Genomic DNA, 14,185 nt, shown 5'->3' with positions numbered 1-14,185 from the left:
ACACCTATGAGCGAGGAAAAGTGGACCGTTAATTTTGTGGTGTATCGCAAGAAAGGGGATGGAGAACCCCATTATCAGACGTTTACACTTGAGGTCAGCCCCGATGAGTATGTTATTGATGGGGTTGAACGTATCTGGGCATTTCATGATCGGTCATTAGTCTTTGCCCACGCTTGCCATCATTCCACCTGCGGCGCGTGTGGAATGCGGGTCAATGGGGTGGAAAAGTTAACCTGCATTACTCGCATTCGAGATGTCACCAAAAATGGCGGCACCTTGCGGATTGAACCTTTGCGCAATTTCCCTGTCATAAGCGATTTGGTCGTTGATATGAGCCGCCTTTACGTAGGGATGGACAAAGTTCATGCTCCTGCCGTTCACCCGCTCTCGCTGGCACCGTTGGAGGGGGAAGGGATTAAGCCACCCCGTGACGTGCCGATGGATGGTGGAAAGGAATACCTGCGTTTGGCAGATTGCATAGAATGTGGACTATGCATAAGTGCCTGTCCGGTGGCTGGTACTGCTGAAGAGTACCTTGGGCCGGCTGTCCTCGCGGCGGCGCAACTGCAGGGGCTGAAACGTGCTCCTGACTTGGCGGAAGTGGTGGATTGCGTGGATGGCGTCTGGCGCTGTCATAGTGCTTACGAATGTACAGCGGTGTGTCCCTCTAACGTGGATCCGGGCTGGCGGATCATGGATCTGCGGCGGCAGGTACTGGCCCAGCGTATTAAACGCTGGTTTGGAGGAGCCTAACCCAGGAAAAGGAGTGTACTACCATGGAAAGTCCTGCAAAGAAACCCAACACTCGGGGCATTCTGGATTGGTTTGATCCACGCGGGCGGCAGGTTGGTGGATGGGGGTTCATTCTTAACCGCTTGACCGCTATTGGCTTAACCGTGTACCTTTATCTTCACCTGGTCATGTTAGGTAAATTAGCCCAGGGACCAGAAGCCTATGATTCTTTTATCGCTTTTGCCAAGCAACCCCTGATCATGTTCGGAGAGATGCTGGTGATCATCGGCGGTCTGTATCATGGCTTGAACGGCGTGCGCATTGCACTCAATAGTTTTGGAGTGGCTGTGCCGGCCCAAAAACAGTTGTTATATGGGGTGCTGGGGCTCACGCTGGTGGGTTCGCTTATTTTTGGACTGCGCATGCTCGCAGCGCACTAAATGAGGAGGTACCATGCAAAACGCAGTTTCCCAACCCAAAGCTGGTGAGAGTTACCTCTTATGGTTTATCAAAATCGTGACCGGGTTGCTGATCATAGTGATCTTGTTCATTCACTTTTTGGTCAATCACTATCTGGCACCCGAGGGGTTGCTTTCCCACGCTGAAGTCGTTGCCTACTACCGGAACTACCCCATCGTGCCTATTATGGAGGGGTTTTTCCTCGTCTTTGTGGTATCTCACTCCTTGATCGGTACGCGGAGCATCCTGCTAGATTTGAACCTTAAGAAAAATATCATGCGGGTTATAGATGCTCTGCTGGTGGCTATTGGTTTGGTGGCCACCGGCTATGGCATCTGGTTATTGTTTGCCGTCATCAATTGGGGAGCATGAGTCGCCTTTTATGGTGAGCCTCGTTCTGGTTTCTCATAGCAAATCTCTGGCCGAATCACTGGTGGGATTGATTCGACAGATGGCCGGCCGGGAACTCAAGATTGGCGTAGCCGCAGGCGCCGGGCCTGACCACGAGGAATTTGGGACCGACGCAACCGACATTGCGCGAGCCATCACCGAAGTGGATAGCCCCGACGGGGTTCTGGTGCTGATGGACTTGGGCAGTGCCATCCTGAGCGCAGAGATGGCTCTGGAGTTGATTCCTCCCGACATACGCCAACGGGTTCGCTTCTGCCCCGGCCCCCTGGTGGAAGGGGGGATTGCCGCTGGAGTTCAGGCTAGCCTGGGCAGTGATATTGAGACTGTATGTCGTGAAGCCCATCGAGCTCTGCAACCCAAAGCGGAGCAATTGGAGGGTAGCGTTGAGGGGGTGGCGCCGGTTGTAGAGGTTGCTCCTCCATTGGAAGCCCAAGACTTTCACCAAGTAGAAGTCGTGCTCAAGAACGCGCACGGACTCCATGCACGTCCGGCGGCGCGTTTTGTGCAATTGGCTTCGAAATTTGATGCCGAAATTCTGGTGACAAATTTAACCAACCAGAAGGGCCCTGTCTCGGCAAAGAGTTTAAACGCGTTGGCAACTCTGGGGGCTTTACGTGATCACCGCATCCGTATTATGGCACGTGGTAAGCAGGCAACTGAGGCACTGGAGGCTCTGCGGCGGCTGGTTGAGGATCGCTTTGGTGAGCCTGTGGGTGCTGCCGAAGGCGGGCCTCCTCCGATACAGCCGGTTGTTGCAGAGGCAGAGGTTGAGGTGCAGGGGGAAGAGGGCGTGTTTGTGGGCCTTCCCGTCTCCGATGGGGTGGCGGTAGCGCGACTCTATCACTATGAATCCCTACCCCCAATGGTACCTCACGACTATACCTCCGACCCAGAGGCCGAATGGGAGCGTTTACAGGATGCCCTTGAAAAAGTGCGTGGAGCCATCCAGGCTCGTTATCGTGAAATGGTGGCCCGCGTCGGTCCGGAGGAGGCAGCGATTTTTGAGGCTCATGCTTTGCTGTTAGATGATCCGGACCTGCTTCAACCTGCTCGACGGCTCATTTTTGAGCAACGTTATAACGCGGCATGGGCATGGCAGACCAGCGTGGAGGCTATGGTAGCCCAATATCAGAGCCTGGACGACCCTTACCTGCGTCAGCGGGCTCAGGATGTTCAGGACGTGGGTAATCAAGTATTGCGGGCCTTGAGTGGGGAGAGCCGGGAGAAAATCGTTTTTGAATATCCCGTAATCCTGGTTGCGGATGAACTTACGCCCTCCGAGACGGCTCAACTGGATCTCGAACACATTCAAGGGATTATTACTCTGAGTGGAGGGCCAACGTCGCACAGTGCTATTTTGGCGCGGTCGTTGGGTATCCCGGCTGTGACCGGATTGCCCCCTGCCATCAAGCGGTTGTCTTCAGAGACCGAATTGGGGCTGAATGGTTTCCGCGGGCGTGTTTGGGTCAACCCCGATGAACGGGTGCGAAATGAACTGGAGGTCGAGCGGAGGCGCTGGCTTGAGGAACGCCAAAAACTTCTTGCTAGCAGTCTGCAACCTGCAGTAACGCGCGATGGCAAGCGGGTTGAGGTGGTGGCCAATGCTGGTAACCTGACCGATGCCCAGCTGGCGGCTCAGAATGGGGCAAAGGGTATTGGGTTACTACGCACCGAGTTTCTCTTCTTGACGCGGCAAACGCCTCCTTCGGAGGAGGAGCAGTTTCAGGCGATACGTGACATTGGATTAGCCTTAAAAGGCCAGCCGGTTATCGTGCGCACCCTGGACGTGGGTGGGGATAAGCCATTGCCGTACATTCCAATGGAACCGGAAGCCAATCCGTTTCTGGGGGTGCGGGCTTTGCGCCTTTCCCTTCAGCAGCCTGATTTGTTTCGCACCCAGTTGCGGGCAATTTTGCGCGCGGGGGCATTGGCCAATTTGAGAATTATGTTCCCCATGGTTGCTACTCTGGAAGAGGTCGAGCAGGCACGCGAGTTCCTGTCTCAGGTTCATAGTGATCTTGAGAGTGAGGGTATTGTGCATGCTTGGCCGATTGAGACCGGCATCATGGTTGAAATACCCTCGGCGGCCATCAAAGCGGAAGCCCTGGCTCCTGCAGTGGATTTCTTCAGTATCGGTACGAATGACCTGACTCAGTACACGCTGGCAGCCGAGCGGGGAAATCCCCATCTGGCTTATCTGGGGGATGGCTTGCATCCGGCTGTGTTGCGGTTGATCGAGCAGGTGGTGCAGGCCGCTCATCAAGAGGGAAAATGGGTGGGAGTATGTGGAGAACTGGCCGGCGAAGCGGAAGCAGTGCCTATCCTGGTGGGATTGGGTGTTGACGAATTGAGCATTAACCCTGCCGGTATTCCAAAGGTTAAAGCGATCCTTCGCGCCATGACCATGAGTGAGGCTCAAAGTCTGGCCCAAAAGGCAGTGAAGTGCGCCAAAGCCTCCGAAGTACGCCGTATGGCCACCAAGTTCTTACAAGCACTGGGTGTGGGGGGCTAGACCTGCGCGACAAACTCTGCAAACGAGGTGAGAGGGCGCAGGCACACGAAATTGTTACAAATGAAAGCCGTTAGCGGTGCCTCGGGAGCAGGGTAGTTAATGCGCACCAAGGTAGGGGCGCTGGGAGCGGGGGGTATTGTGCTCCCCGCTAGGATCATCCGTGGGCGATACTGAGTGTGCAGGTGATTTAGGTAGGGGAGTGCGCTCTGCGAGTCTCTCCATAGCAATGCGATTTGTTGGACTGGCCCGAAGGCCAAATCTATGCAACGTAAAAAAGATGCGAATCCCAGTGGGTAACGCCGGCAGGCATTTGCAATCCAGGTTAAGAGATTTTGCGCCATGGCCATCCATTCTTCATGTTCGTCCAGGTACGAGAGGAGAAGTAGAGCGTGGGTTGCCAGAGCGTTACCTGAAGGGGTGGCGCTATCCTGAATTTCTTTGGGGCGAAGAGGCAGGGAGGTATCCTCTTGGGGGGTATCGAAGAAGCCACCCTCATGATCGCGAAAGCGTTCCAGCATTTCGTGGGCCAGTGATTTGGCTTGAATGAACCAGGTATTATCGAAATCAGCCTGATAAAGTTCAAGCAAGGCAATAATAAGCGAGGCATAGTCTTCCAGGCGGGCAAAGGGGCCAAGTGTGCCTTGGCGCCATGAGCGGTAAAGATGGTGATCTTGATACAGGTTTTCCAGAATAAATCTAGCGGCATCTTGGGCCGCCTTTAGATACTGCGGACGTCCTAAACAACGGCTGGCCAGAGCAAATGCCCGGATAGCCAGCGCATTCCAGGCCACAATGATCTTATCGTCGGTGGCCGGGCGTGGCCGTTGCTGGCGGTGAATAAAGAGTGAATGCAGGAGGTTTTGGGCGTGTTCCAGACATTTTGACACTGTAAGGCCCTGGATTTGTGCCAGTTCGGGCCAGGTGGACCTGGCTTTAAGCACCCATTTTCCCTCGTGAGTGACTCTCTCATCCAGGCGAAATAACCGGGTGAAATCCTCCCAGGTAGCGGCTTGGGTTAGGAGAGTTTTGAGGTCCTCTATCGGCCAGGTGTAGAATTTCCCTTCCTCTCCTTCTGAATCAGCGTCCAGGCTGGCATAGAATGCACCTGGAGGATGGGCGAGTTCATTCAAAATGAAATCCAGAGTGCGTTCAGCGATATAACGAAAGGTTTCGTCTCTTGATAGAAGGTAGGCCTGGAGGTAAACGGTAGCGAGTTGAGCATTATCGTAAAGCATCTTCTCAAAGTGAGGTATGCACCAGTCAGCATCGGTGCTATAACGATGAAATCCTCCGCCAACAAGGTCAAATATCCCACCAGTTGCCATCATGTGCAGAGCATGGAAAGCAAGGCTCCCGGCTTGAGAATGACCACGGCTGGCCTGGCTTAAGAGAAATTCAATAGCAAGGGGTTGAGGAAATTTGGGAGCCCGTCCCCAGCCACCATGCTGCCAGTCGTAAGTGCGCTCGAGTTCGTTCAGGGCCGTTGTGAGCACGGCTTCATAATTGATGGCTTGCGGGGTGGGTTGCCAGGTGTATGATTGATGCAGGTGCTCGTACACTTTGCTGGCCAGGGCCTGAAGGCTTTGCCGATCATGCACCCAGGTGTGATGAACCGCTTGCAATACCTGTAAAAACGAAGGTAGCCCATGCCGGGGTACGGGGGGAAAATAGGTACCGCCGAAAAAAGGTTCTAGGGATGGCGTCAGGAAAACCGAAAGGGGCCATCCACCTTGCCCGGTCATTGCAATGACGGCATTCATGTAGAGGGCATCCACATCGGGATGTTCTTCGCGGTCCACTTTGATTGGAATAAAGTGGGCGTTGAGAAAGGCCGCCACTTGCTCATTTTCAAAGGATTCGTGCGCCATCACATGGCACCAGTGACATGCGGAGTAGCCGATGCTGAGAAAGATAGGTTTATTTTCGCGGCGGGCCTTGTTAATCGCCTCTTCGCCCCAGGGATGCCAATCTACGGGGTTATGGGCGTGTTGCAAAAGGTAGGGAGAGGCGGAATGCTGTAAGCGATTCATGATGTGACCCGGTATTCAGATAATGTTTATCCTATTATAGTCGAATAAAACGCATCTTGGGTTCCGGTGTTTAAGAATAATGTGAGAGAACCCCCCTTGCTAATCATGTAAATGTGGGTATACTGAGGATTATTCCAAACCCCAAACACCAAGCGAGGTCTTATGGCGATCCAGATTGAGCAATTGGATACGGCAAATAAGGCACAGGTTGAAGCATTTGTGCGATTTCCATTCAAGATCTATAAGGACTGCCCTCAATGGGTACCGCCGATCTTAAGCGATATTCGATTGATGCTCAATCGAAAAAAGCATCCTTTTTATGAGCATTCCGATGCCGACTTTTTCATTGCACGAGACGGGGGTGAGATTGTAGGGCGGATCGCGGTCATGGAGAATCGCCCATATAACCAGTACCATGGGACTCAGCAAGCCCAGTTCTATCTCTTTGAGAGTATCGAAGACCTTGAAGTAGCACGGGCCTTATTTGAACGAGCGTATGAGTGGGCTCATCAACGCGGACTGAATGAAATTGTTGGTCCCAAGGGGTTCAGCCCTTTTGATGGCTATGGGATCCTCATTGAGGGATTTGAGCATCGTCAGATGATGACCATGATGAATTACAACCCGCCTTATTATCCTCAGTTCATGGAGGCCTTGGGTTTTCAGAAGGAAGTAGATTTTGTTTCCTGTTATTTACACCGTAGCAATTTCAACTTACCCGAGAAAGTGCGCGAGGTTGCCAGGCGGGTTCAGGAACGGGGGTATTTTGAGGTCAAAAGTTTTGAGACTAAAGCCGAATTACGCCAATGGGCAAAAAAGATTGGTAAGGCTTACAACGAAACTTTTATTAATAATTGGGAATATTACCCGTTAACCGAGCGTGAAGTGGATTTTGTCGTAGACACCCTCATTACCGTTGCTAACCCTCGCTTGATCAAGATTATTTTGAGTAAGGACAGAGTAGTTGGGTTCCTCTTCGGTTTTCCGGATGTCTCTGCGGCTTTGCAACGGGCGCGTGGGCGCTTAACCCCCTGGGCCATCGTTGATCTGCTGCTGGAGATGCGGCGGACCAAATGGATTTCCCTCAATGGGGCGGGGGTGCTCCCAGAGTACCATGGGCGAGGCGGGAATGCTTTGCTCTATGCCGAGATGCAGAAAACGGTCTTAGATCATGGTTTTGAACACGCTGAACTTACCCAGGTGGCTGAATCGGCTGTGCAGATACGCAAAGATCTGATCACCATTGGCGGTAAGGCTTATAAGAATCATCGTGTCTATTTCCGCCATATCTGATCGGCCAGACGAATTAAGGCGTTTATGAGGCTATCCATTCCCATGGCTGCCCACAGCATCACATAAGGGACTAAGGGGATGTAGTAGCGCTGAAACGAGAGTGGAAGCCAGCCCAGGAAAAAGCCAGCCTGGAAGAGGGTTCCCAAAGTCACGATCTGGGTGGGAAGGCGAGAAGAGGAAGCATCCTCGCGTCGTTCGATGGGTAAGGTGAGGATCCCCAGGAGGGTTATGGCAAGCATGAGCCCCCCTCCTGTTCCGCCTCTCAGCAGGTTGTGAAATGGTTTTTCCTCATAAGCCTGATAGGAAGTCGCTAATGCCTCTTTGTAATTAGCGGCTTCACTGAGCTGGGGTGGGGCGAAAAAGATTTGTAGCAGCATGTTTTGCAAGCGGCTCGGAACGGTTTCGGCTACCATCAGGGGATTGGCAATCTTGAAATCTGCCACCTGGGCGGTAAGCAAACGTTGACGCGCTGCGGCTGCCTGTCTAAGGGCTTCAATGGGATGTTTCCAGAGGAAGGGGTTAAGCGCCAGAGTGAGCACTAAAAAGGTGCCCAGAAAAGCCAGGATGGTGCCCAGGCGAGCTCGAAACGGATTAGCAGAATTGACCTGCCCTAGTAGGCCTAAACGCAAAAGCCCCAAACCTATCAGCGGCGCCGCTGTGTACTTGGCGTTGAAGACCAGCCCTGCACTCAGCCCGAGTAGCCAGGGGTTAGGGGTGGGGAGACTGAGAAGCCATAGGGTTAATGTGCTTCCACTCAGGAGCAGGGCTTCTGCCATGGCACGGCGGGTGTGAAGAAGCACCAGAGCGTTAGTGCTGGTAAGAATTAAAACCATCCAGGCAGTACGGCGCCCACGCAGGATACGTCCTAAGGCGTATATGCTCAGCAGGGAAACGGGCAGTAGCAGGGTCATCCCCAGGCGAGCGATGAAGAGGGTGGCAGGCGAGGGAAGAGCCCCTGCTTGTACGTTGGTTTCCCAGTCTTGGCTCCAATTCCAATCCTGGGATGGGGTCGGCTGGTTGGTCAGTGTAAGTAGAAAACCAATCCAATAGCGAGTCAGCGGAGGGTCAAGAAGGCGATAGACCATGCGGTCGCTGAGCGGCACCCCGGGCTGCCAGGCCAGATTAGAAGGATTCCTCAGATAGTCACTCCAGTCTTGGCTCATGTAAATTTGGGTGCTTTCATCGGGATGAAAAGGGATATGTGGTATCCCGAGCGTATAAAATAGAGTTATTAGACTTACCACGACAACTACGCCGAGGTGCTCTGCGTGAGTGTGAGTCCACTTAGAAAGGTGTGGTATCCACTTCGACGGAGTGGGGAAGGATGATGGCAATAAAGCACTCATGGTGGCCAAATCATTCATCTAAGAGAATTCGGCTGGGGTTGGCCCTGGGGATAACCGGCTTAAGCATTGTTCTCAAGATTGTTCTACTAACTATTGGGGCCTTCCCTTTCAATGCAGATGAGGCGGTGGTTGGTCTTATGGCGCGCCATATCTTACAAGGTGCCCACCCCATCTTTTTTTATGGCCAGGCTTACATGGGGAGCCTGGATGCCTGGCTGGTCGCGCTGGGTTTTGCACTCCTTGGTGAGCATGTCGAGGTTATCCGCCTAGTCCAAATATTATTGTACGCGTTAACCGTTTTCAGTGCGATTCTTTTGGGCTGGATGCTTTGGGAGGACCGTCGCATCGGGGTGCTGGCAGGGGTGTTTCTCGCAATTCCAAATGTGAATGTCACCCTATACACTACGGTCAGTCTGGGGGGATATGGTGAAGCCCTACTCATCGGTAATTTGATCTTGATGACCACGGTAACGCTGGCTCGAAAGGCTCAGCATCAGGCCGCGACTGTGCGAGATCCGTGGGAATTGTGGGGGCTGTTAGGGTTTTGGATGGGTTTAGGATTATGGGTCCATGGACTAACGTTGGTTTATAGCGTACCGGCCGTTGGGGTGCTGCTCTGGCATCTTAAGCATCAACGCAGGATGGCGAAGCAACTTGCGCTTTTAGGAGTGGGATTTGTTGTGGGGGCCTGGCCCTGGTGGTATTTTGCCCTGACCCAGGGATGGAAGCCCCTGCTGACGGAACTGTTGGGCAGCGCGGTAGCGGTTGAGGCAGGATCATGGTGGCAGAAACTCCTTCAGCATGCCTTTAACCTGGTGATTCTGGGATCAACGGTTACCTTGGGATTTCGTCCCCCCTGGGCTGTGCAATGGCTGGGTCTGCCGCTGATGCCTTTTGTGTTGAGTTTGTGGATGTTTGTGGCGTGGGATGGAATTCGGTACTGGAGATCCAAAAAGTCCATCTCCTTTGCCGACATGCTTTTTGCAGGTATCGGATTGACTTTAGTAGCGGGGTTCTTATTTACGTCATTTGGTGTGGACCCTTCGGGGCGCTATTTTCTGCCCCTGGCTCTCCCACTGGCTTTTTGGGCAGCGCGTTGGATCCTTCGTCTGCAACCTAAAGGTCTTCGCCTGGCATGTGCAGGGCTGATCCCACTTTATCACTTGTGGGGTATTGTGGCTTGTGCGGCGCAGAATCCCCCCGGGATCACGACTCAGTTTTATGCACCAACCCAGATTGATCAGCGCCACCTACCTGCTCTTTCGGCCTTTTTAAAGCAGACCGGGGAAACTCGGGGGTATTCGAACTACTGGGTTGCCTATCCACTGGCTTTCATTTCGCAGGAAGAATTGATTTTCACCCCCCGCTTACCTTATCACCTGGATTTGCGATACACAAGCCGAGACGATCGCTACCCACCGTATGCATTAATGGTGAGCCAAAGTGAGCGGGTGGCTTATGTTACTACTAACAACCCTGCTCTGGATGATTATTTGAAGCAAGCGTTTACCCGTTTGGGCATCAGTTACCAGGAGGCACACATTGGTGATTACCGGATTTACTACCGCCTTTCCAGGCCGGTTCACCCACAAGAGATTGGCTTGGGGGAAACCCGCCCTTAATGACGTATGGTGAGGTGTAACTGCTGCCGATCCTGAAGCGCAGGAAAATTGGAGCGAATCTCGCCGATGCTGGCAGGGTCAATTGTTGCTCGGACAAAGTCCTCTTCTCGAGTGCTGCCCCGAGCAAGGACCTCCCCCCAGGGGGAAACAATCATACTACCCCCGCCGTTGGTTACCTTGCCGGTGGTTCCGACTGCGTTGCAGGCGGCCACGAGCGCCAGGTTTTCGATGGCGCGAGCGCGCAGTAAGGTTTCCCAGTGTTCCAAGCGAGGAGCAGGCCACTGGGCCACGAGTAAGAATGAATCGACATTGTGGTTAAGGTAGGCACGGAAGAGTTCGGGGAAGCGTAGATCGTAGCAGATGGTCAGCCCGCTGGTTAAACCAGCCACCGGTGTCACAGTGGGAGCATGTCCGGGTGAAAAGTACCGATCTTCATTAAGGGGGCCGAAGAGATGTATCTTATGATAGCGCCCAATGACCTGCCCAGAAGGCGCGATTAAGGTGAAGGTGTTGTAGTAGTGATCTGCCTCATATGTAATGAAAGAGCCACCGATGTAAAGCCCATTTTCCTGTGCCTGGCGGCACAATTCGGAGATCAGTTCCTGGTTCTGGCGAGCATATTGAGCCTGATTTTTTAGATCGTACCCGCTGCTCCACAATTCCGGAAAAAGGATGAGTTGCGTGTGGCTCTTGCGGGCTTCCTTAAGGAACTCAAGCGCTTTGAGGTAATTCTTCTCCAGATTGCCGATCTGAATGTTCATTTGGGCGAGAGATACGGTTAGTTCCATGATCTCCTCACGTTATAATTGATTTATAGCCAATAATTCCCTCGATTTCTTAGGATACCTTGACATTGAAGCGCTCTAATTTTTGGATTTATGGCCTTATCTTCCTGACCCTGGCAGTTTCAATCGGCCTGGTTGTTTTCTTGAACTACCGCCTGGTGCAGTACCAGCGTCAAACTGGATCAGAATTTTTCGTGGGCTGGCAGTCCGTACGTTTGCTGTTGCAAGAGGGGGTTAGCCCTTACGCTAATGGTACTGCTCAGCGAATTGAGCAGATGGCTACAGAAATCGGCCTGGACGGCATTTTGGCGCCCTTTAATGCACCGCTATATGCTTTGATTTTATACTTACCCTTTGCCATCGTAAAGGATTTTAGTTTGGCCCGTGCGCTAGCGCTGAGTGTAGCCGAAATCTCAATGGGGCTGGCGCTCTTTCTGAGCCTGCGCCTGACCACATGGCGCCCCAAGGCATGGATGTGGGGCGCACTAATAATTTTCGGGGTGGGGTGGTTCCCCAGCGCTATGGCCCTATTGAGCGGCAGTGTTATACCGGCCCTTGTGCTAATCGTGGCGTTGGCCCTATGGGCAGTGCGGATGCGGCGCGACGAAATTGCCGGGGTGGCTCTGGGCCTTGCCACGGTGCGTCCGCATGTGGCGGGCATCTTGATCGGGATGATCCTTTTATGGGCCATATTCAATCGGCGTGGCCTGATTGTCTTATGGTTTTTTATCACCGTGGCACTTCTAAGCCTCTTTTTTGCTCTATTTGTGCCTTCCTGGCCAATCGAATATCTGGCGATGCTCATCACCCGTCAGCGTCCTCTGCCGGGGCTGGCAGTGGGGGAGGCGCTAAAGGTGTTTTTCCCGGGCGTTGGAATGCGATTGGGGGTGGCAGTTAGTGGGGTGATGGGGGTAGTGTTTCTAGTGGAACTGATGTTTCATCGTCGGACAGGTAGCCGAGCGTTCTTATGGCTGGCTTCATTAAGCCTGGTGGCGACTCCCTGGTTAGGGGTGCGCCTGCGGCCAGAGGATCTTAGCCTCTTTTTGCCCGCCATTGTCCTGGTAGGAAGCTTATGGAACGAGCGTTGGCGCTATACCGGTCTTTTCCTGATTGGAGCAGCGCTAGTGGCTTTGGGCGTGGGAACGTGGGGTGTGGCTGGCTGGCAAATTGTGGAAAAACTTCCCCCTCAGAACCTGGCCTTAAATGTGCTGTTTGTTCCCTTGATAGGCATAGCGCTCCTATACTGGGTGCGTTGGTGGGCTATCCGCCCTCCCAGCGTGTGGATGGACCTTATTCAGCAGGAAGACATTGAGCCGTTGCTTGAGGAATAAGGCAAGGGGATGAGGCGTTTTCATTACGGGATGCTGGTGCTTATCGGAGGGCTTATCGCGGGTGCAATGGTATGGATCCAGCCCCTGTCTGCTTCAATGGATAGTGATTACTACTATGCACTGGGTCGACAAATTGTGCAGGGGCGAGGGGATGAACAACCTTTCATCTGGAATTATTTAGCCGATCCGCCTGGGGTGCCAATGCCCTCCTTCGATTACTGGATGCCCTTGCCGGCCTTTGTAGCTGCCTTGGGCATGGGGATAACGGGGGTACAAGTCTTATGGGCAGCACGTTTGCCGTTTATCGTGTTGCACGGCGTTAATGTGGCGCTGGTGGCTTATTTGATCCATCAACGCACGAAACAAACCTTCCTTGCCTGGTTGGGGGGGCTTAGCGCTTCCATCCCGCTTTTCTACGCCAGTTTTATCTCGCTTCCTGAGTCGTTTGCCCCGCTCATGACTTTGGGGACCTTGTATTTTTTGACTGTTTTTGAAGGGGAGAGAGTGTGGGCGGAGCGGTTGAGCCCAGGGCGTTCAATCGGGGTAGGGGGACTATGTGGTCTTTTGCATTTGGCTCGAGCCGATGGCTTGCTCTGGTTAGTGGCAAGTTTCTTGCTTGTGGGCGTTTCGCTGCGGCAAGTGCTGAGTGAGAACAAGCATAAGTTGACTGATGAACTTCGTATAGCCGTTATTAATGGAGCAGGGGTGGGGGTTGGATACGGGTTAGTCATTGCCCCCTGGGTACTGCATAATTTAAGCGCGTTCGGTACGTTTTTACAGCCGGGCTCTGGGCGAGCTTTGTGGATCCGAGAATACAATGAGTTGTTTTTTTTCCCGGCCTCTGAATTGACGTTTGCCCGCTGGCTTGACCAGGGGTGGCTTGCCATATTAAGAGACCGTTTATGGGCCTTAGGGCAAAACTTGCTGAGTGCAATCGCAGTTCAAGGGCAAATCGTGCTCTTTCCGCTGATCCTTCTGGGATTCTGGAAAGGGCGTGATCGCCTTGAAACCAGATTTGGGATAGGAATGTGGGGGGGATTATGGCTGGTTTTCTCGATTCTCTTCCCCTTTGCCGGAGTGAGGGGAGGGTTTTTCCACTCTGGCGCGGCTTTGCAGCCTTTCCTGTGGATGCTGGGGTGGTGGGGTTTCTGGTATTGGATTGAATGGGGGGTGGAAAAACGCGGTTGGGATCGGAAAATCAGTCAGAGGGTTTTAGGGGTAGGGCTTTTGCTCATCCTCCTCATGGCGTCAACGGGCATTTATATCCGCCGGGTGTCAGGGGTAAGCGGTTCGCCTCCAACCTGGAAGATGACACAGGAGACGTACCTGGCCGTTCATCAGAAATTGCTTGAGTTAGGATACGATCCCGAAAGTTCGCTAGGGGCAGTCAATAACCCACCTACGTTTTTTGTTTTGACCGGACGACCCAGTATTGTAATACCAGGGGGAGATATCTCGCAATTATTAGCCGCGGTGTGCCGTTATAGAGCCAATTATATTGTGTTGGAGCGAGACCAGGAAAATCTTGCCTGGCTGTACGCGCACCCCACCGAGGTTGAGGCACTTGTGTATCTGGGAACAGTGCACGGGGTTCACCTTCTGCAGTTACGGGATGCGGCTGCGACTTGTCGCTGATTTTTGCAAACAGGCTTAGACAATTGTGC

At 53.1% G+C, this 14,185-nt stretch carries 11 protein-coding genes; 8 read left to right on the top strand and 3 right to left on the bottom strand.

All coding sequences use genetic code 11. The annotated features are described in order from the left end of the window. Positions 1 to 6: 6 nt before the first annotated feature. From SE15_RS08365 to ptsP, 4 genes are read left to right on the top strand one after another with little or no spacing between them, the layout of a single operon-like run. The gene (locus SE15_RS08365; RefSeq protein WP_054521665.1) at positions 7 to 753 is read left to right on the top strand and encodes a succinate dehydrogenase/fumarate reductase iron-sulfur subunit; all 747 of its coding nucleotides are present in this window, start codon (positions 7 to 9) and stop codon (positions 751 to 753) included. A 23-nt stretch (positions 754 to 776) separates the two neighbouring features. Further along, complete coding sequence (locus SE15_RS08360) at positions 777 to 1,172, top strand: succinate dehydrogenase, cytochrome b556 subunit (RefSeq protein ID WP_054521664.1); 396 nt, start codon at positions 777 to 779, stop codon at positions 1,170 to 1,172. 13 nt (positions 1,173 to 1,185) lie between these two features. Beyond that, on the top strand, positions 1,186 to 1,563 hold the full coding sequence (locus tag SE15_RS08355; protein ID WP_054521663.1) for a hypothetical protein: 378 nt from the start codon (positions 1,186 to 1,188) through the stop codon (positions 1,561 to 1,563). 10 nt (positions 1,564 to 1,573) lie between these two features. After that, a complete protein-coding gene (gene ptsP / locus SE15_RS08350) occupies positions 1,574 to 4,114 on the top strand; it encodes a phosphoenolpyruvate--protein phosphotransferase (protein WP_054521662.1) in 2,541 nt (846 codons plus the stop codon). On the opposite strand, the gene SE15_RS08345 is transcribed toward ptsP, so the two are convergent. Then, a complete protein-coding gene (locus SE15_RS08345) occupies positions 4,111 to 6,144 on the bottom strand; it encodes a thioredoxin domain-containing protein (RefSeq protein WP_054521661.1) in 2,034 nt (677 codons plus the stop codon). The two genes, ptsP and SE15_RS08345, sit on opposite strands and share 4 nt — an antisense overlap. Before the next feature lie 162 nt (positions 6,145 to 6,306). Between SE15_RS08345 and SE15_RS08340 the strand changes: the two genes are divergently transcribed. Continuing rightward, positions 6,307 to 7,437, top strand: a complete 1,131-nt coding sequence (locus SE15_RS08340) for a GNAT family N-acetyltransferase (protein WP_054521660.1) — start codon at positions 6,307 to 6,309, stop codon at positions 7,435 to 7,437. Here SE15_RS08340 and SE15_RS08335 read toward each other — a convergent pair. Continuing rightward, the gene (locus SE15_RS08335) at positions 7,419 to 8,600 is read right to left on the bottom strand and encodes a hypothetical protein (protein WP_054521659.1); all 1,182 of its coding nucleotides are present in this window, start codon (positions 8,598 to 8,600) and stop codon (positions 7,419 to 7,421) included. The two genes, SE15_RS08340 and SE15_RS08335, sit on opposite strands and share 19 nt — an antisense overlap. A 320-nt stretch (positions 8,601 to 8,920) precedes the next feature. Here SE15_RS08335 and SE15_RS08330 point away from each other — a divergent pair, with 320 nt between their 5' ends. Then, on the top strand, positions 8,921 to 10,405 hold the full coding sequence (locus tag SE15_RS08330) for a glycosyltransferase family 39 protein (RefSeq protein WP_160316689.1): 1,485 nt from the start codon (positions 8,921 to 8,923) through the stop codon (positions 10,403 to 10,405). Here SE15_RS08330 and SE15_RS08325 read toward each other — a convergent pair. Next, on the bottom strand, positions 10,402 to 11,193 hold the full coding sequence (locus SE15_RS08325) for a carbon-nitrogen family hydrolase (RefSeq protein ID WP_083461819.1): 792 nt from the start codon (positions 11,191 to 11,193) through the stop codon (positions 10,402 to 10,404). The two genes, SE15_RS08330 and SE15_RS08325, sit on opposite strands and share 4 nt — an antisense overlap. 65 nt (positions 11,194 to 11,258) lie before the next feature. On the opposite strand from SE15_RS08325, the gene SE15_RS08320 reads away from it, so the two are divergent. Next, complete coding sequence (locus tag SE15_RS08320) at positions 11,259 to 12,521, top strand: glycosyltransferase family 87 protein (RefSeq protein ID WP_054521656.1); 1,263 nt, start codon at positions 11,259 to 11,261, stop codon at positions 12,519 to 12,521. A 9-nt stretch (positions 12,522 to 12,530) separates the two neighbouring features. Then, entirely contained in the window at positions 12,531 to 14,156 is a 1,626-nt protein-coding gene (locus SE15_RS08315; protein ID WP_152965578.1) for a hypothetical protein, read from the top strand. Positions 14,157 to 14,185: the final 29 nt, after the last annotated feature.

It is taken from the genome of Thermanaerothrix daxensis (assembly GCF_001306145.1).
In the GTDB taxonomy this organism is placed as follows: Bacteria; Chloroflexota; Anaerolineae; order Anaerolineales; family Anaerolineaceae; genus Thermanaerothrix; species Thermanaerothrix daxensis.
Note: the sequence above shows the minus strand (reverse complement) of the source record. Positions and strands in the feature narration are given on the sequence as shown.

Bases quoted from the DNA above. Each gene is read 5' to 3' on its own strand.
- SE15_RS08365 (WP_054521665.1), top strand. From the start codon at position 7: ATGAGCGAGGAAAAGTGGACCGTTAATTTTGTGGTGTATCGCAAGAAA.
- SE15_RS08360 (WP_054521664.1), top strand. From the start codon at position 777: ATGGAAAGTCCTGCAAAGAAACCCAACACTCGGGGCATTCTGGATTGG.
- SE15_RS08355 (WP_054521663.1), top strand. From the start codon at position 1,186: ATGCAAAACGCAGTTTCCCAACCCAAAGCTGGTGAGAGTTACCTCTTA.
- ptsP (WP_054521662.1), top strand. From the start codon at position 1,574: ATGGTGAGCCTCGTTCTGGTTTCTCATAGCAAATCTCTGGCCGAATCA.
- SE15_RS08345 (WP_054521661.1), bottom strand. From the start codon at position 6,144: ATGAATCGCTTACAGCATTCCGCCTCTCCCTACCTTTTGCAACACGCC.
- SE15_RS08340 (WP_054521660.1), top strand. From the start codon at position 6,307: ATGGCGATCCAGATTGAGCAATTGGATACGGCAAATAAGGCACAGGTT.
- SE15_RS08335 (WP_054521659.1), bottom strand. From the start codon at position 8,600: ATGAGCCAAGACTGGAGTGACTATCTGAGGAATCCTTCTAATCTGGCC.
- SE15_RS08330 (WP_160316689.1), top strand. From the start codon at position 8,921: ATGGCGCGCCATATCTTACAAGGTGCCCACCCCATCTTTTTTTATGGC.
- SE15_RS08325 (WP_083461819.1), bottom strand. From the start codon at position 11,193: ATGGAACTAACCGTATCTCTCGCCCAAATGAACATTCAGATCGGCAAT.
- SE15_RS08315 (WP_152965578.1), top strand. From the start codon at position 12,531: ATGAGGCGTTTTCATTACGGGATGCTGGTGCTTATCGGAGGGCTTATC.